Annotated in this window: 18 protein-coding genes; 16 read left to right on the forward strand and 2 right to left on the reverse strand. The window is 30.4% G+C overall.

Annotated features, from left to right (window positions below):
* The first annotated feature begins 15 nt into the window (after positions 1–15).
* The 11 genes from H3N56_RS08595 to H3N56_RS08645 all read left to right on the forward strand — a co-directional run bounded on the left by H3N56_RS08595 (position 16) and on the right by H3N56_RS08645 (position 10,945).
* Positions 16–366, forward strand: a complete 351-nt coding sequence (locus H3N56_RS08595; protein ID WP_185880780.1) for a YbaB/EbfC family nucleoid-associated protein — start codon at positions 16–18, stop codon at positions 364–366.
* A 100-nt stretch (positions 367–466) separates the two neighbouring features.
* Positions 467–1,102 carry a lysophospholipid acyltransferase family protein gene (locus H3N56_RS08600; RefSeq protein ID WP_185880781.1) on the forward strand — a complete coding sequence of 212 codons (636 nt, stop codon included), beginning with the start codon at positions 467–469 and terminating at the stop codon, positions 1,100–1,102.
* 22 nt (positions 1,103–1,124) lie between these two features.
* The gene (metG, locus tag H3N56_RS08605) at positions 1,125–3,047 is read left to right on the forward strand and encodes a methionine--tRNA ligase (protein WP_185880782.1); all 1,923 of its coding nucleotides are present in this window, start codon (positions 1,125–1,127) and stop codon (positions 3,045–3,047) included.
* A gap of 19 nt (positions 3,048–3,066) precedes the next feature.
* Positions 3,067–3,951 carry a UTP--glucose-1-phosphate uridylyltransferase GalU gene (galU, locus tag H3N56_RS08610; RefSeq protein WP_185880783.1) on the forward strand — a complete coding sequence of 295 codons (885 nt, stop codon included), beginning with the start codon at positions 3,067–3,069 and terminating at the stop codon, positions 3,949–3,951.
* Positions 3,948–4,217 (forward strand): co-chaperone GroES, encoded by a 270-nt coding sequence (locus H3N56_RS08615; protein ID WP_185880784.1) that lies wholly within the window; start codon positions 3,948–3,950, stop codon positions 4,215–4,217. Before galU ends, H3N56_RS08615 begins: the two co-directional genes overlap by 4 nt.
* Before the next feature lie 29 nt (positions 4,218–4,246).
* Positions 4,247–5,863, forward strand: a complete 1,617-nt coding sequence (groL, locus tag H3N56_RS08620) for a chaperonin GroEL (protein ID WP_185880785.1) — start codon at positions 4,247–4,249, stop codon at positions 5,861–5,863.
* Between the two features lie 15 nt (positions 5,864–5,878).
* Positions 5,879–7,612: a phospho-sugar mutase gene (locus tag H3N56_RS08625; protein ID WP_185880786.1), complete on the forward strand. Its 1,734-nt coding sequence runs from the start codon at positions 5,879–5,881 to the stop codon at positions 7,610–7,612.
* A 46-nt stretch (positions 7,613–7,658) separates the two neighbouring features.
* Positions 7,659–8,741 (forward strand): radical SAM family heme chaperone HemW, encoded by a 1,083-nt coding sequence (hemW, locus tag H3N56_RS08630; RefSeq protein ID WP_370521071.1) that lies wholly within the window; start codon positions 7,659–7,661, stop codon positions 8,739–8,741.
* Positions 8,742–8,754: 13 nt separating this feature from the next.
* Entirely contained in the window at positions 8,755–9,426 is a 672-nt protein-coding gene (locus H3N56_RS08635; RefSeq protein ID WP_185880788.1) for a YggS family pyridoxal phosphate-dependent enzyme, read from the forward strand.
* 13 nt (positions 9,427–9,439) lie between these two features.
* Positions 9,440–9,934: a cell division protein SepF gene (locus H3N56_RS08640; RefSeq protein WP_185880789.1), complete on the forward strand. Its 495-nt coding sequence runs from the start codon at positions 9,440–9,442 to the stop codon at positions 9,932–9,934.
* An 18-nt stretch (positions 9,935–9,952) separates the two neighbouring features.
* Entirely contained in the window at positions 9,953–10,945 is a 993-nt protein-coding gene (locus H3N56_RS08645; protein ID WP_185880790.1) for a 7-cyano-7-deazaguanine synthase, read from the forward strand.
* A gap of 47 nt (positions 10,946–10,992) precedes the next feature.
* Here H3N56_RS08645 and H3N56_RS08650 read toward each other — a convergent pair whose 3' ends face one another.
* A complete protein-coding gene (locus H3N56_RS08650; RefSeq protein WP_185880791.1) occupies positions 10,993–12,747 on the reverse strand; it encodes a flavocytochrome c in 1,755 nt (584 codons plus the stop codon).
* 144 nt (positions 12,748–12,891) lie between these two features.
* Entirely contained in the window at positions 12,892–13,221 is a 330-nt protein-coding gene (locus tag H3N56_RS08655; protein ID WP_185880792.1) for a hypothetical protein, read from the reverse strand.
* 150 nt (positions 13,222–13,371) lie between these two features.
* Here H3N56_RS08655 and H3N56_RS08660 point away from each other — a divergent pair, with 150 nt between their 5' ends.
* The 5 genes from H3N56_RS08660 (at position 13,372) to feoB (ending at position 17,977) form a co-directional block, all read left to right on the forward strand.
* On the forward strand, positions 13,372–14,160 hold the full coding sequence (locus H3N56_RS08660) for an ATP-binding protein (RefSeq protein ID WP_185881107.1): 789 nt from the start codon (positions 13,372–13,374) through the stop codon (positions 14,158–14,160).
* The gene (locus tag H3N56_RS08665) at positions 14,160–15,104 is read left to right on the forward strand and encodes an ATP-binding protein (protein ID WP_185880793.1); all 945 of its coding nucleotides are present in this window, start codon (positions 14,160–14,162) and stop codon (positions 15,102–15,104) included. Before H3N56_RS08660 ends, H3N56_RS08665 begins: the two co-directional genes overlap by 1 nt.
* Before the next feature lie 109 nt (positions 15,105–15,213).
* Complete coding sequence (locus tag H3N56_RS08670; RefSeq protein ID WP_255492166.1) at positions 15,214–15,438, forward strand: FeoA family protein; 225 nt, start codon at positions 15,214–15,216, stop codon at positions 15,436–15,438.
* A 92-nt stretch (positions 15,439–15,530) separates the two neighbouring features.
* A complete protein-coding gene (locus tag H3N56_RS08675) occupies positions 15,531–15,761 on the forward strand; it encodes a FeoA family protein (RefSeq protein ID WP_185880794.1) in 231 nt (76 codons plus the stop codon).
* 17 nt (positions 15,762–15,778) lie between these two features.
* Positions 15,779–17,977, forward strand: coding sequence for a ferrous iron transport protein B (gene feoB, locus H3N56_RS08680; RefSeq protein ID WP_185880795.1), 2,199 nt, complete (start codon positions 15,779–15,781; stop codon positions 17,975–17,977).
* Positions 17,978–17,980: the final 3 nt, after the last annotated feature.

Consider the following 17,980-nt stretch of genomic DNA (forward strand, 5'->3'; position numbering starts at 1 on the left):
GGAGGAGGAGTATAAGTGGTTAGAAAATTAAAAACATCTCAAAAAACAGGAAATTCTCAAATGGATATATTAAAGCAGGCTCAAGTTATGCAACAGCAAATGCTTGAAGTTCAAGAAGAACTTAAAGGTAAAGAAGTAGAAGCTTCAGTTGGTGGAGGAGCTGTTATAGTTAAAGCTAACGGACAAAAAGAGATTGTTTCGATAGTTATTTCAGATGAAACTATAAAAGACGCTGCAACAGACAAAGAAATGCTAGAAGATCTAGTTCTTTCAGCAGTTAGAGAAGCTATGAGACAAGCAGAAGAATTAGCAGAAAAAGAAATGTCTAAAGTAACTGGTGGAATAAACATTCCAGGGTTATTCTAATAATCAATAAAAGCACTGATATCTAGTATATTGGTGCTTTTTTTAATTTATATTGTATGGTATAATTACTTCAAAATATTAGTAATCAGGAGTTTATTTTATGGCTAATAAAAATTATAGATTATATGGTTTTCTTCTATATTATATTTTAAAGATAGTTTCTAAAACTATGAGAAAAAAAATAATAAAATCTAAAGAAATTGAGGCAGATGAGAGTTATATTTATGCGTTTTGGCACAATAAATTAATTGCAGCTTCTGTAACTTTGACATTTGTTGAAAAAAAGGCAGTTTTAGCTAGTCCTTCGAAAGATGGAGAGCTTATATCTGTTCCTCTTGAAAAGCTTGGATTTACGGTTGTAAGAGGTTCTTCGGGTAAGGACTCAGCAAAGAGTTTAATAAATCTTATAAGACTTGTAAAAAATGGATATAGTGCTGGAACTCCTCTTGATGGACCAAAGGGACCGATGTATGAGGTAAAGCATGGTATGTTATATCTTGCACAAAAATCAGGTAAAAAAATAATTCCCGTTGGAGCAGCATTTAGTAATAAATGGACTTTTGAAAAAGCTTGGGATAAATTCCAATTTCCGAAACCTTTTTCAAAGCTAGTTTGTATTTTGGGTGATCCTATAGAGATTCCACCAGATTGTGAATTAGATGAGTATGCAGATATAGTTAGAGATGAATTGTTAAATTTAGATAGACAAGCTGAGAGAGAGTTAGGAAATAAATAAATTTTAAGGGAGCGTTTAGAGTATGAGTAAAAATTTTTATGTAACAACACCGATATATTATGTTAATGGAGATCCACATGTTGGAAGTGCTTATACAACATTAGCTGCAGATATTTTAGCAAGATATAAAAAATCGATGGGATACGATGTATTCTTCTTAACAGGGACAGATGAGCATGGTCAAAAAGTTGAAGAGACAGCTAAAATGAAAGGTCTTACACCTCAAGATTGGACAGATTCTATGGCTCCAAGATTTATAGAGATGTGGAAAGCTTTAGATATAAATTATACAGATTTTATAAGAACAACAGAACCAAGACATAAAGATGCAGTTAAGAAAATATTAAAAACTGTACATGATAAAGGGGATATATATAAAGGAGAATATGAGGGAAAATATTGTGTTTCGTGTGAAACGTTTGTTCCTGAAAATCAAGTTGTAAATGAAAATCATTGTCCTGATTGTGGAAAAGAATTAAGAGTTGTAAAAGAGGAATCGTATTTCTTTAAAATGTCTAAATATCAAGATGAGCTATTAAAACATATAGATGAAAATCCAGATTTTATTTTACCTCACTCTAGAAGAAATGAAGTAACTTCATTTATCAAACAAGGGCTTCAAGATTTATCTATTTCAAGAAATACTTTTGAATGGGGAATACCTATAGAATTTGCACCAGGACACATAACTTATGTTTGGTTTGACGCTTTAACAAATTACTTAACAGCAGTAGGATATGAAAATAATCCTGAATTATTTGATAAATTCTGGAATAATTCAGAAATTGTTCATCTTTTAGGAAAAGATATTTTAAGATTCCACGCAATTATTTGGCCATGTATGTTACTTTCAGCTGGAATTAAACTTCCAGAAAAGATAGTTGCTCATGGATGGTGGACATCTGAAGGAGAAAAAATGTCAAAATCTAAAGGGAACGTAGTAGCTCCTTTAGATGAAGTTGCAAAATATGGAGTAGATGCTTTCAGATATTGTTTAATGAGAGAGGTTAACTTTGGAAATGATGGAGATTATTCAACTAAATCTATCGTAACAAGAATAAATTCAGATTTAGCAAATGATTTAGGAAATCTACTAAACAGAACATTAGGAATGTATAAAAAATATTTTGATGGTCAGATAGTTTTAGGAAATGTTGAAGAAGAAATTGATTCTGAAGTAAAAAAATTATGGGAAACTACATTAGATTCTATCGAGTACCATATGAATAGAGTTGAGTTCTCAAAAGCTTTAGAGGCTATATGGAAATTTGTATCTAGAATGAATAAATATATTGATGAAACTGCTCCTTGGGTTTTAGCAAAAGATGAGGATAAAAAATTAAGACTTGCAACAGTTATGAATATGTTAGTAGAGTCTCTTTATAAAATAGCGGTTGTAGTGGCTCCTTATATGCCAACTTCAGCTCAAAAGATTTGGAACCAATTAGGATTTGAAGGTTTTAATATTCAAGATATTAAGATAGAAGATATTAAAAACTGGGGTGCTTTAGAAGCTGGTCATAAATTAGGAAATGCAGAACCTATATTCCCGAGATTAGAATTAGAAAAAGAAGAGGTAGTAGATCCTTTTGCTATCAACGAAAATTTAGTAGTAGAAAATCCAGTGGCAATAGATGATTTCTCTAAAACAAAAATTCAAGTTGTTGAAATATTAGAAGTTTCAAAAGTTGAAGGTGCAGATAAGCTTTTAAAATTTAAAGTTAGTTTAGGAGATCATGCAAGACAAATAATATCTGGAATAGCAAGATATTATCCAGAACCTCAGGAGCTTGTAGGGAAAAAAGTTCTAGCAGTAACTAATTTAAGTCCTGTTAAATTAAGAGGAGAATTATCTCAAGGAATGCTTTTAAGTTCTGAAGAAAAAAATAGATTAAAACTTGTTGAAGTTGATTCATCTGTAAAAGTAGGATCTAAAATAAAATAAACTTATATGAGGGGGAAGTATGAGAAAGGTAACAAAAGCAGTTATACCTGCAGCAGGTTTAGGAACTAGGGTTTTACCTGCAACTAAGGCTCAACCAAAAGAGATGCTGGTAATAGTTGATAAACCGTCTTTACAATATATAGTTGAAGAGCTGGTAGCTTCTGGTATAACTGATATAGTTATAGTAACAGGAAGAAATAAAAATTCGATAGAGGATCATTTTGACCATTCTTATGAGTTAGAGAATACCCTTTTAAAATCAGGAAAAACAGATCTATTAAAGAAAGTTGACGATATATCAAGCATGGCAAACATATTTTATGTAAGACAAAATCATCCACTAGGATTAGGACATGCAATATTAAAGGCCAAGCCATTTATCGGAGATGAACCATTTGTAATAGCTCTAGGTGATGATATTGTTTATAATCCTGGAAACCCCGTTTCAAAGCAGTTAGTTGATGTATATGAAAAGTATGGAGCAAGTGTAATTGGAGTTCAAAATGTACCTGATGAAGATGTATGTAAATATGGTATAGTAAAGCCGTCTAAGAATTTAGATGATAAAACTGTAGAGATGGAAGATTTTATTGAAAAACCATCTTTAGAGGAAGCACCTTCAAAAATGGCTTGTCTTGGAAGATATTTACTATCAGGAGAAATTTTTGACTACTTAGAAAAAACAGAGCCTGGAAAAGGTGGAGAAATCCAACTTACAGATGCGATTTTAAAGATGTTACAAGATAACAAAAAAGTAGTAGCGCATAATTTTGATGGAAAAAGATATGATATTGGAAATAAAATTGGATTATTAAAAGCTAATATAGAGTTTGGATTAAGAAATGAAGAGACAAAAGAGGACTTAATGGAATATTTGAAATCAGAATTCGGAGGAAAGATATGAATATTAAACCTATTGGAGATAGAATTTTAGTAAAAGTAGCCAAAAAAGAGGAGAGAACAGCTAGTGGAATAATAATAGCTGGAGGAACTGAATCTGAAAAACAAAATATTGGAGAAATTGTAGCCTTAGGAAAAGGTCAAAATCTTATAGAGATAAAAATTGGAGAAAAAATAATATATAACAAATTTTCAGGAACAGAAGTAAAGGATAATGGTGAAAATTACTTGATTCTTAATTTTGAAGATGTATTAGCTGTAATTGAGTAAAAATTTTTTATTTTGGAGGGCGAAAATAAATGGCTAAAATAATAAAGTTTAATGAAGATGCTAGAAAAAAATTAGAACTAGGTGTAAATATTCTCGCAGATGCTGTTAAAGTAACTCTAGGTCCAAAAGGAAGAAATGTAGTTTTAGAAAAGGCTTATGGATCACCATTGATAACAAATGACGGAGTATCTATAGCTAAAGAGATAGAGCTTGAAGATCCGTTTGAGAATATGGGAGCACAACTTATAAAAGAGGTTGCTACGAAAGCAAATGATGTTGCTGGAGATGGAACTACGACTGCAACTGTATTAGCACAAGCCATGGTAAAAGAAGGGCTTAAAATGGTAAGTGCTGGTGCCAACCCAATGTTTATCAAAAAGGGAATAGAAAAAGCAACTAAAGAAGCAGTGAGACATTTAAAAGAAATTTCTAAAAAAATTCAATCTAATGAAGAAATATCGCAAGTTGCCTCTATTTCGGCTGGAGATGAAGAAATTGGGAAATTAATAGCAGAAGCTATGGAAAAAGTTGGAGAAACAGGTGTAATAACTGTAGAAGAAGCAAAATCACTTGAGACAACTTTAGAAATAGTTGAGGGAATGCAGTTTGATAAAGGATATTTATCTCCATATATGGTAACTGATTCAGAGAGAATGGAAGCTTTATTAGATAATCCTTTTATTTTAATAACAGATAAAAAGATAGGTTCTATGAAAGAACTACTTCCAATTCTTGAGCAAGTAGTTCAAACATCAAAACCTCTTTTAATAATAACTGAAGATTTAGAAGGAGATGCTCTTGCAACATTGGTTGTAAATAAACTAAGAGGAACTTTAAATGTAACAGCTGTAAAAGCACCAGCATTTGGAGACAGAAGAAAAGCTATGCTAGAAGATATAGCTATTCTAACTGGTGGAGAAGTAATTTCAGAAGAGAAGGGAATGTCTTTAGAAAATGCTACTATAGCCGACTTAGGAAGAGCAAATAATGTAAAAGTTACCAAGGATTCAACTATTATAGTCGATGGACATAGTATAGATGATGTTTTAAAAAATAGAATATCTCAAATAAAAACTCAAATTGAAGAAACTACATCTGAATATGATAAGGAAAAACTTCAAGAGAGATTAGCAAAACTTTCAGGTGGAGTTGCAGTTGTAAAAGTTGGAGCTGCTACTGAAACTGAAATGAAAGAAAAAAAACTTAGAATAGAAGATGCTTTGAATGCTACTAAAGCTGCCGTGGAAGAAGGTATTGTTCCCGGTGGTGGAGTTGCTCTTATTGAAATATTGGAAGCTATGAAGGACTTTACATTGAAAGATGAAGAAGGAATAGGAGTGGAGATAGTAAAAAGGGCTCTTAGTGCACCACTTAGACAAATTGCTATAAATGCCGGATTAGACGGTGGAGTAGTAGTAGAAAAAGTTAAAACTTTAGCTCCAGGATTTGGATTAAACGCCGCTACAGAAGAATATGTAAATATGCTAGAAGCTGGGATAATTGACCCATCTAAAGTTACAAGATCAGCTATCCAAAATGCTGCCTCAGTATCAGCTTTAATTTTAACTACAGAAGTTATAATAGCTAATAAAAAAGAGGAAAAATCTAATGATACAAATCCTGGTATGATGCCAGGAATGATGTAAAATAGGGGGAGTAAAATGGAAGGTTTGATTAAAGAAAATTATTCTAAGTGGTTAAATTCAAACTATATTGATTTGAAAGATAGAGAAGAATTAAAAAGTGTAGAAAAAGATGAAAAAGAAATAGAGGATAGATTTTATACAAACTTATCTTTCGGTACTGGTGGAATGAGAGGGGTAAGAGGGATAGGAACCAACAGAATAAATAAATATGTAATAAGAAAAGCAACACAAGGTTTATCTAATTACATAATGTTAAAAGCCGGTGAGGAAGGAAAGAAAAAGGGTGTGGCAATAGCTTATGACTGTAGAATAGGGTCAGTGGAGTTTGCTTTAAATGCAGCCTTAGTTCTTGCTGGAAATGGAATAAAAGCTTATTTATTTGAAGGATTGAGATCAACTCCTGAATTATCATTTGCTGTAAGAGAGCTAGGAGCACAAGCAGGAATAGTTGTTACAGCTTCTCATAATCCGAAAGAGTATAATGGTTATAAAGTTTATTGGAATGACGGAGCACAGATAATAGAACCTCAGGCTAGCGGAATTGTTCAAGCTGTAAATGAGGTTGAAAATTTCGATGATATAAAAATAATGTCAGAAAAAGAAGCTAAAGAAAAAGGTCTTCTTGTAATGATAGGAAAAGAAATAGACGATAGATTTATATCTGAAGTTGAAAAACAGGTTATAAAAAAAGAAATTCCAGGAAAATCTGAATTTAAGATAGTATATTCACCTCTACATGGAACTGGAAGAGTTCCAGTTCAAAGAGTTCTTAAAGAGATGGGGTTTGATTCCGTTTATACAGTTGCCTCACAAGAGATGCCAGATGGGAACTTCCCAACATGCTCATATGCAAATCCAGAAGATCCAGCTGTTTTCAAATTAGGAATAGAACTAGCTGATGAAGTTGGAGCGACAATATGTATGGCAAATGATCCAGATGCTGATAGAATTGGAATAGCTGTTAAAGATAAAGAGGGTAAATGGAATTATCCAAATGGAAATCAAGTAGGACTTCTTCTAATGAACTATATATTAGAAAATAAGAAAGATATTCCTAAAAATGGAGCTATAATTTCAACAATAGTTTCAACTCCAATGCTGGATGTAATAGCAGCTTCAAAAGGAGTAAAAATATTTAGAACATTAACTGGATTCAAATATATCGGAGAAAAAATTAGAGAGTTTGAAGAAGGTAAATTGGATGGAACTTATTTATTTGGATTTGAAGAATCTTATGGATATTTGATAGGAACACATGCTAGAGATAAGGATGCCATAGTATCTACTTTATTGATTGCTGAAATGGCAGCATACTATAATAGCATAGGAACATCTATACCAGAAGAATTAGAAAAACTTTATGATAAATATGGATGGTATAAAGAGGGAATAATAGCCGTTACTAAAAAAGGTAAGGCTGGAGTTGAAGAAATCAACAAAATAATGAACTCTTTAAGAGATGGAAATTACAAGGAAATAATTGGCAAAAAAATAAAAACTATAAAAGATTTTAAATTAAGTAAGGAATTAGATATAGAAACTGGAGAAACTAAAACAATAGATCTTCCTAGTTCTGATGTTATTCAATTTATCTTTGAAGATGGTACTTATATAACAGCAAGACCATCTGGAACAGAACCTAAGATAAAGTACTATTTCTGTATAATAGGTAAAAATTCGGATGAAGCAGAGATAAAAATAACAAATACTATGACAGAGTTTGAAAAATTTGTAGATTCATTGGTATAATGTAGATAGGGGCTGTGACCAGCCCCTATTTTATATATTAGGAGGGATAGCTGTGGTAAATGGAATATACATACATATACCCTTTTGTATGAACAAGTGTAATTATTGTGATTTTTTATCTTTTAAATCTAAAAAAAGTGAAAGAGATAAATACATTCAATATTTAATAAAAGAAATAGAGTTATATCCAACGGTTGAATATTCTACTGTTTATTTTGGTGGTGGAACACCTTCAATCTTAGAACCTTGTGAAATCAAAAAAATTATTAGAAGTATAGATATTTCAATTGATTCTGAAGTAACTTTAGAGACAAATCCTAAAACTGTAGATTTACAAAAGTTAAAGGAGATAAAAAAAGCTGGTGTCAACAGACTGAGCATTGGAATTCAAAGTTTTAATGATAAATTTTTAAATATACTTGGAAGAATGCATAACTCTCAAGAAGGGGTAGAGGTTTACCATTTAGCTAGAGAAGCTGGATTTAGAAATATAAGTTTAGATTTAATGTTTTCTTTGCCTAATCAAACTTTAGAAGAATTGAAAGAAGATTTAAATAAATTATTTGAATTAAGACCAGAACATTTTTCGATTTACTCTTTAATTTGGGAGGAGGGAACAAACTTCTTTGAAAAATTAAAAAAGGGAGAATTAAAGGAAACGGATAATGATTTAGAAGCATCTATGTATGAACTAATAATTGAGATGGCTAAAGAACACGGATATATACATTATGAAATTTCAAATTTTGCTCTTCCTGGAAAAGAGGCTATACATAATTCTAAATATTGGGAAAATGAAGAATATGTGGGTGTTGGTCTAGGAGCTTCAGGATATTGCGACGGTATTAGATATAAAAATCAGGTGAAATTTAAGGATTATTATGATAATATAGATAATGAAGAGAAACCAATATTTGAAAGTGAAATAATTGATGAATCTGAAAAAGAGATTTATAAATATATACTTGGATTAAGACTTTTAACTAAAGGAGTCAAAGCTGAAGGTAAATATATAAAAGTCTGTGAATCTTTAATGAAAAAAGGATTTTTAGAAAAAAATAAAGATGGATATATTCTAACATCCAAAGGTATTTTATTAGCCAATGATGTTTTTGATGAATTTGTTTAAAAGGAGTTAAAAATTGGAAGTAGGTAAAAATATTCAGGAAGTTTTAGGTGATATTGAGAAATATTCTCCTTATGCTAAAAATGTAAAATTAGTTGTGGTAACAAAGTATGTGGATTCTTTAATTATAAAGGAAGTATTGAAAACTGGAGTAAATATTTTAGGAGAAAATAGAGTTCAGGTTCTTCAAGAAAAAAATGAAGAATTATCTAAAAATAATCTTAGCGTAAAATGGCATTTTATAGGAAATCTTCAGAAAAATAAAGTGAAATATATAGCTAGTTATATAGATATGATTCATTCAGTTAATAAACTTACTCTAGCTAAAGAAATTGATAAAAGAGCGAAAGAAAATAATAGAATTATTGAAACTCTTTTAGAAATTAATATTTATGGTGAAGAAAGTAAAGAAGGATATAAATTAGAGGAGTTACTAAAGAATCTTCCAGAGCTATTAAAGTTAGAAAATATAAAGATAGTAGGATTGATGACGATGGCACCATTTACTGATGATGAAAATATTCAAAGAATGGTTTTTAAAAAATTAGGAGTAATTAAAGATGAGTTAAATGAAACTTATTTTGAAAATTCTTTAACAGAATTGTCAATGGGAATGAGTAATGACTATAAAATAGCTCTTGAAGAAGGGGCGACATTAATAAGAGTTGGAAGTAAAATTTTTAAATAAGAGGGGGAAACTAATGTCAAGTAAGAGTGCTGGAATAAAGAATAAATTTAAAAGCTTTAAAGAGATGATTGGAATCGAAGCAGATGAAGATGAATCACTAAGCTTTACTGGGATGGAAGATGTGGCGATAGAGGAAAACTTAAAACCTAATTTTATTGAAACTCCATCTCCAAGAATAGATTCTTCAGTATCTGCATCAAATGTAGATCAAGCAAATAATCAGCAGTATCAAACAGTTTTTGTAGATCCTAAAAGCTTTGCAGATTGTAAAAAAATTGCGAATTATATAAAAAATGATAAGATGGTAACTTTAAATTTAGAATATTTAGATACTAAGGATGCTCAAAGAATAATGGATTTTTTAAGTGGAGCTATGAGTATAAAAGAAGCAAGATTCATAGAAATAAGCAAAAAAGTTTATACGTCAATTCCAAAGTCAGTTAAGTTTCATTATGATGGAAAAACAGATTTAAAACAAAGAGCATTCCTAGATATTAATAACGATTGATATTGAGGAGGTAATATTATGAAAGCATTGGCACTTTTTTCTGGTGGACTAGATAGTGCTTTAGCTATAAAAGTGGTGAAGGAACAAGGGATTGAAGTAATAGCTTTAAATTTTGTTTCGCACTTTTTTGGTGGTAAAAATGAAAAAGCAGAAAATATGGCAGAACAGTTAGGTGTAAAATTGGAGTATGTTGACTTTAGTACAGCTCATACTCAAGTGTTAAAAAAACCTGTACATGGAAGAGGTAAAAATATGAATCCGTGTATAGATTGCCATGCACTTATGTTTAGAATTGCAGGACAATTATTAGAGCAATATGGAGCTTCATTTATAATTTCGGGAGAGGTTTTAGGACAAAGACCTATGTCTCAAAATTATCAAGCTCTTGAGAAGGTAAAAGGTATGTCTGGAGGATTAGAGGATTTAATAGTTAGACCTCTATGTGCAAAGCATTTACCGCCAAGCTTACCTGAGAGAGAAGGGTGGATTGACAGAGAAAAACTACTTGATATCCATGGAAGAAGCAGAAAGACTCAAATAGAACTTATGGATAGATACGGAATAGTAGATTATCCAAGTCCAGGTGGAGGATGTTTATTAACTGATCCAGGATATTCTCAAAGATTAAGATTTGTAGAGCAAGACGGATTATTAGAAGAAGAAAACTCTGTATTATTCCATCTTCTAAAAACAGGAAGATTCTTTAGATTTGAGGCTGGAAAATATCTGATAGTTGGAAGAGAAAAAGAAGACAATCATAAATTGGATAATTATAAGGATATAGGAACACTTTACATAAAAGGAAGAGAAATTCCTGGACCTCACATTTTAGGATATGGAGATTTAAATGAGGAGCAAATTGAATTTGCATTAAATTTATTCTCAAGATACTCTAAGGTAAAAGGGAAAGAAACTATTCCAGTATTTATAAATGGTGGAACTAGAGAAGTATTACCAGTTGATTTAGAAAAGTTAGAAGAAGATATAAAAAAATATCAAGTAGCAATGTAATAAAAAGACGGTACATAGATTTTAATCTATGTACCGTCTTTTTTCTATTAATTATTTACAACATTTTTTCCTGCAACTCTACCAAATACAGTTATATCTGAAATAGCATTACTTCCTAAACGGTTAGTTCCATGAATATCGCCAGTAACTTCACCTGCAGCAAAAAGTCCAGGAATAGGTTTTTTATTATTATCTAAAACTCTAGCATTCGTATCAATTGTTAATCCACCCATAGTGTGGTGAACAGCTGGAACATTTTTCATTAGATAAAATGGTCCGTTTTCAAAAGCTGTTAATTTACCTCTTTTATTAAACTCTAAATCTTTACCATCTTTAGAATACTGATTATATTTTTGAACAGTATTTTTTAACTCTGTAGCATCTACATCAAAAGCTTTTGCAACCTCTTCTATAGTATTGCCTTTAATTAGAACTTTTCTCTTAATTAGAGAGTTATACTCATCGCTATGATGCTCTGCAACTTTACTTAAATCCATCATTTCTTGGTTCCAGAATTGGTAAGCTACATTTCCAGTTTGTTTTTTTATTGCCATTGAAATAACATCTCTTCTATCTAATTCTTCAACAAAACGTTTTCCTTCTTTATTAACTAAGATACTTCCACCAATAAGTCTTACATCTCCTATATAAAGTAGAGCACCAGTCATTGGGTCGCAAGTTGGATAAGTTTGGATATACTCCATATCTGTTACACCTGCTCCAATTTTTTCTGCCATTACAATTCCGTCACCCGTAATTCCAGTAGTATTTGTAGAAAGAATATTTTCATCCATAGCTGTGTTGTATTTCATTCTCATTTCTAAATTTGATCCAAATCCTCCAGTTGCAAGGATAACACCATTTTTAGCTAAATATTTATTAGTTTCAGTTTCAGAAACTGCCTGAACTCCAATAACTTTTCCAGTATTATCTAAAATTAATTCGTTTGCATTCATGTTATAAACAATTGGAATATTAAGATCTTTGGCCTTTTTTAAAAGTTTTCCAATTAATTCTACTCCACTAGCACCCTCAGGCACTAAACTTCTTTCAACTGAATGTCCACCGAAGAACATTTGTCTATCTTCAAACGATACATTTACAAAATCTCTAAGCCAAAGTGCACCATCTAAAGCATTATCAGCTAGAACCTTTATCAGATTAATATCTGCTTGGTTATCTCCACCTTTAATAATATCTTTATAAAACTGTTCTTTACTATCTGAAATTCCTACTTTCTTTTGAATCCAGTTTTCAGGAGCGGCATATTCAGCACCAGAAATAAGAGTATTTCCACCTGGGAAACTCATTTTCTCTATAATAATAACGTTTGCACCTGCTAACTTTGCTTCTATTGCTGCAATTAGTCCAGCACCTCCAGCACCCACAATAACTACATCATTTTCATGATTTATAACTTTGTTTGAAAACTGTTTTTTTGTTTCTTTTATTTTTCTAAGTTCTGAAGTATCAGCTCCAGAAGATTTTATAGCTTTAGTTACAGCTGATATAAATCCTTTACTTGTTCCAGTAGCACCAGCGACTGTATCAACACCAAGTCCCTGTAAATTTAAAATTTTACTTGGAAGTATATTTAGAGCGCTATCAGATATTATTGGAGTATCTCCATTTTTTATAATTTTTATATCTTCAATTTTATTTTTTCCTAATTTAACTTCAACTTTTATTTCGCCTTTATATCCATCAGATGTCCCAAGATATGTTCCAGCTTTAAATTCTGTAGCATGAACCATTGTAGAAAAAAACATTATTGCTGTTAACATTGTTGTTATTTTGTTCATTTTAAGCTCCTATAAACATTTTATAATACACTATATCATAAAAAATTGTATTTTTAAAATTAAAAATTTAAATAATCTTTTAATAAATAATCAAAAAAATAAAAGAGCGATTAAATCTTTTATGACTTAATCGCTGTGAATGTATTAATTATCTCCAAATTCTTTAATGGCTTTTAGAGTTAAAACTTTAATATTGGAATAATCTTCGTCTTTAGAAGAACAACATCCTCCGCTTGAAGATTTACTACTACAAGAACTTCCACAACCAGAACCACAACTCTTTTTTTCGGTAGCTACTGACTGATTATTTTTTACAAAATCATCGTAAGATTCTAAATATCCATTATTTTCTAACTCTATATATATTTTTTTTAATTCATCTTCTGAAATTCCTATATTTTTTATTATGGCTGAGTCACTGTAAGCTTTTCCTGAAACTAGAAATTTCAGAACTTTTATTGAAACTATATCCATTGTATTCACCTCTTTATATTTAAATCTATATCATATAGTATAACATAATATCAATTTTGATTAGTACTTTTTTAAAAAATTATGATATAATTTTACTAAAATACTATAGTTTTTTGGAGGAAAAAGAAGTTGGAAAATGAAAAAATATCAATGGGTGAACTTGCTCTTGCGAGCATAAGAACTACATATAAAAAGAAAATATGGTCAAAATTTGTGAAAGCTGTAAAGGATTTTGATTTAATCCAAGATGGCGATAAAATAGCTATTGGAATTTCAGGTGGAAAAGATAGTCTTTTACTTGCTAAGTTATTTCAAGAGTTAAAAAAAGATAGAAGTAAGAAATTTGAAATAGCTTTTATTTCTATGAATCCTGGTTTTGGTTCGATGGATTTAGAACAATTTGAAAAAAATCTAAAAGATCTAGATATCTCTTGTGAAATTTTTAATGCAAATGTTTGGGAAATAGCATTTGAGCAATCCCCGGAAAGTCCTTGCTTCTTATGTGCTAAAATGCGTAGAGGTGTTTTATATAAAAAAGTTGAAGAGTTAGGGTTTAATAAATTAGCACTAGGACATCATTTTGATGACATGGTAGAGACCGCTATTATAAACATGTTTTATGCAGGTACAGTAAAAACAATGATTCCTAAAGTTAAATCTACAAGTGGAAAATTAGAACTAATAAGACCACTTATTTATATTCAAGAAAAGGATATAATTTCTTATACTAAAAAAAATGAAATTCAAGCAATGGCTTGTGGATGTCCTATAGAATCTGGAAAAGTTGATTCTAAAAGAAAAGAAATAAAAAATCTTCTAGCTGAATTAGAAAAAAATAATTCTCAAATTAAACAAAGTATATTTAATTCTATGAAGAATATAAATCTAGATTATGTTTTGGGTTATACTAGGGGAAATAAAAAGAACGGAGAAAATTAATGATAAAGTTGAATAATATAATAGATATAGATGGATTGAAATTTGAAAATTTTAATTTTATAGTAAAAGAAGATAAGGTTATTATTGAAAATAATAAAGAAAATAGTGTTATAGAAATAAAGTATAACGAAAATAAAATTTTAAAATTATTGGATAGTATAAATAGATTCACAAATTTAAAGCTAGAATTAAATTCTCTTTCTGAAAGAGAGATATTACCTTTTATTGAGTCAAAAGGATTTACAAAAACTTTATGGAGTCCGATTGGAAGAGCAATGCATAAATATAATATGGTCCAAGATGGGGATAGAGTTGCTGTTGGGGTTTCTGGTGGAAAGGATAGTTTGACTGTTCTTAATGCTCTTATAAGAATAAAAAAAATATCAGGGATTAATTTTGAAATAATTCCGATTCATATTCATCCAGTGGAAGAAGGTTCGAAATATGGAGAAATAGTTGAATATTGTAAAAAAATGGGGTTAGATTTACAAGTTTTTGAAACTTCTTTAAGCAAAGATATTTTTGAAAATGAAGAGATTAAAAATCCATGTTTTTTATGTGCTAGAATTAGAAGGGGACTTTTATATAGGGTTATGAGGGAACAAAATATTAATAAGTTAGCTTTAGGGCATCATAAGGATGATATCATAGAAACTTTTCTTATGAATGTTTTCTATCAAGGAAATATAAATGTTATGAAACCAGCATATTATTCTGAAGAGTACGGGGTAACTGTAATAAGACCTCTTTCATTTGTAGAGGAAAAGGATACTATTAAGTATGCAAAAAAATTAAACTTACCGATACTTCACAACGAATGTCCGTATGAAAAAAGTGAAAATTCAAAAAGATTAAGAGTTAAGAACTTAATAAAAGATTTAGCGAAAGAAAATGAAGACATAAGAAGTGTTATGTTAAATAGTATAAAAGATCTTTTGGATTAAATTAGTTTTATAATAAATACTTTTATAATCAAAGTTTTATTGTTGACAAATATATTGCTATATAATATACTATTGGTATAGAATAAAATTTGAAATATGGGGGAATTATATGCTGATACCTTTACCTTTTGTAGAACAAAATACTAATTTTATTATAAAAGATATAAGAACTAACCCCAAAGAGAAGAATAGACTTATTGAAAAAGGTTTTTGTATTGGAAATAAGATCTGTTTGTTAAAAGATGATAACAATAATTTCATAGTTAAAATAAATGATAGCAAATATGTAATAAATTTTGGTTTGGCAAATAAAATATTATTAGAAAATTGTTAAATGTTCACAGCGTAAAGCTGTGAATTATTTTTGAAAATATATTTTGATTTACGAAATGTATTTAATACTTAATTTGAAATTGGAGGAGATTAATGAAACTTAGTGATTTAAATAGAGGAGAAACAGCAAAAATTGTAAAGATAGGTAAAATAGGAGAGCTAAAAAAAAGATTGGTAGATATGGGAGTTACAAATGGAGAAATTATAAAACTTGAGAGAAATGCCCCACTTGGTGATCCTCAAGAGTTTATAGTTAGATCGACTGGAATTGCAATTAGAAAAGAAGATGCAGCTCATATTGAAGTAGAAAAAATAAAAAATTAGTTACGAAGGGAGAATACATGATTAAGATAGCTTTTGCTGGAAATCCAAATGTTGGAAAGTCAGCTTTAATAAATGCAATAGCAGGTTCTAATTTGAAAGTAGGAAACTGGCCAGGTGTAACTGTAGAAAAAAAGGAAGCAGAATTTACTTACAATGGTCAAAGAATACAATTTATTGATTTACCAGGAGTATATAGTTTAAGTCCTTATACTTTAGAAGAGATTATAACTAGAGATTTTATACTGCAAGAAAATCCAGATGTAGTTATAAATGTTGTAGATTCAACAAATCTTGAGAGAAATTTATATTTAACGATGTTATTAAAAGAACTTGGAAAACCAATGATAATGGCTCTTAATTTCTATGATGAATTTGAAAAGTTAAATTATAAGTTGGATTTGAAAAAATTCCAAGAGCATATTGGAATGGAGGTTGTTTTAACATCAGCTCTAAAAGGGAATGGATTAAAAGAACTTTTAGACAAAGTTATAGTAAGGGCAAAAGAAGGGAAAAAATTAGTTGATTATAATTTGAACTTTGAATCTTATTTACAAGAAGAGTTGACATATATCAAATGTAATATGAATCAAGATGAGTCATTGAAGGAAATTATAGCGAAGTATGGAATTGATTTTACTGCTATAAAACTTTTAGAAAATGACGCTAATTTTATAGGTCATATTGAAAAAGAATATGGATTTAAATATCCAGATTATTTTGGAAAAGTAACGAAAGAGTTAGAAGAGAGATATGATGAGGATATAGAGACTATATTTGCAGAATCAAGATATGGAATAGTAAAGGGTATTCTTGCTCAAACATTTACAACTTCTATGAAATCAAGGCTTGATTTTACTGATAAAGTGGATAAAATTTTATTAAATAGATTTTTAGGGTTGCCAATATTCTTTGTAATAATTGCAGGACTTATGGGAACAGTTTTTAATGGAAGTGCTCCACTTATAGATTGGATAGACGGATTTATAAATGATTATATTGGAAAATATGTTGAAATGTTTATAGGAAATGGGATTCCTGATTGGCTTCATTCATTAATTGTTGATGGAATACTAGGAGGAGTTGGAGGAGTTGTTGTATTTATTCCTTTAATGCTTTATTTATATTTCTTCTTAGCTATTTTGGAAGAAAGTGGATATATGTCAAGAGTTGCATTTATAATGGATAAAATTATGAGGAAATTAGGACTGAATGGAAGAGCTTTCGTTCCAATGGTTCTTGGATTTGGATGTACAGTTCCAGCTATATATGCAACAAGAACTTTAGAAGATGAACCTTCTAGAAAACTTACAGCAGCTATGGCGCCATTTATGTCATGTGGAGCAAGACTACCTGTATATGGTTTATTTACAGCTGCGTTCTTTGGTGCAAAAGCTGGAATGGTTGTAATGTCTCTTTATGTCATTGGAATAGTTGTAGCTATCTTAGTTGGTCTAGTATTAAAGAACTTTAAAATGTTCCAAGCTGAAGATAAATCATTACTGATTGAACTTCCACCGTATAGATTACCAAGCTTTAAAATTATTATTAAATCAACACTTAGAAGAACAGGGGAATACTTTAAAAAAGCAACAACTGTAATAATGGGAATTTTAATAGTACTTTGGGCGTTAACATATTTTCCAAATGATGGGGATGCATCTAATTCTTATATAGCTAAATTTGGAAAAACATTTACTCCAATTATGTCGCCAACAGGGTTCGGAAATAGATGGGAAGCAGTAGCTGCTATTCCGCCAAGTTTTGCAGCGAAAGAGGTTGTTGTTGGGTTTATGGCTCAGGTTTTAACAGCTGATTCTACACTAGAATCTGAGGATGAAAAAACTGATACAACTTTTGCTCAGGATACGTTAGAGCAGTTTAAAGGTCTAGCAATCGCGATTAAAGATTCGGCAATTGGAATAGTAAGTTTTGATGTAGGTGGTTTATTTGCAACGCCAGATGCGGATGAGGTTGAGGCGGAAGGTCTTGGAGTTGTTTCTGCAACAAAAATGCTTTGGGCAGGAGATCCTCTAGCATCACTAAGAGCATATTCATTTATGATATTTATACTGTTAGTAGTTCCTTGTGTTGTAACTTTGGCTGCTATAAAGCATGAGTTTGGAACTAAGTTTACAGGATTTATAGTAATGATTATGTTAGTAGTTCCATATATAGCTTCTACACTTATTTTCCAAGTAGGAAGGCTATTTTATTAGGAG

This window comes from Cetobacterium sp. 2A (assembly GCF_014250685.1).
Taxonomy (GTDB): domain Bacteria; phylum Fusobacteriota; class Fusobacteriia; order Fusobacteriales; family Fusobacteriaceae; genus Cetobacterium.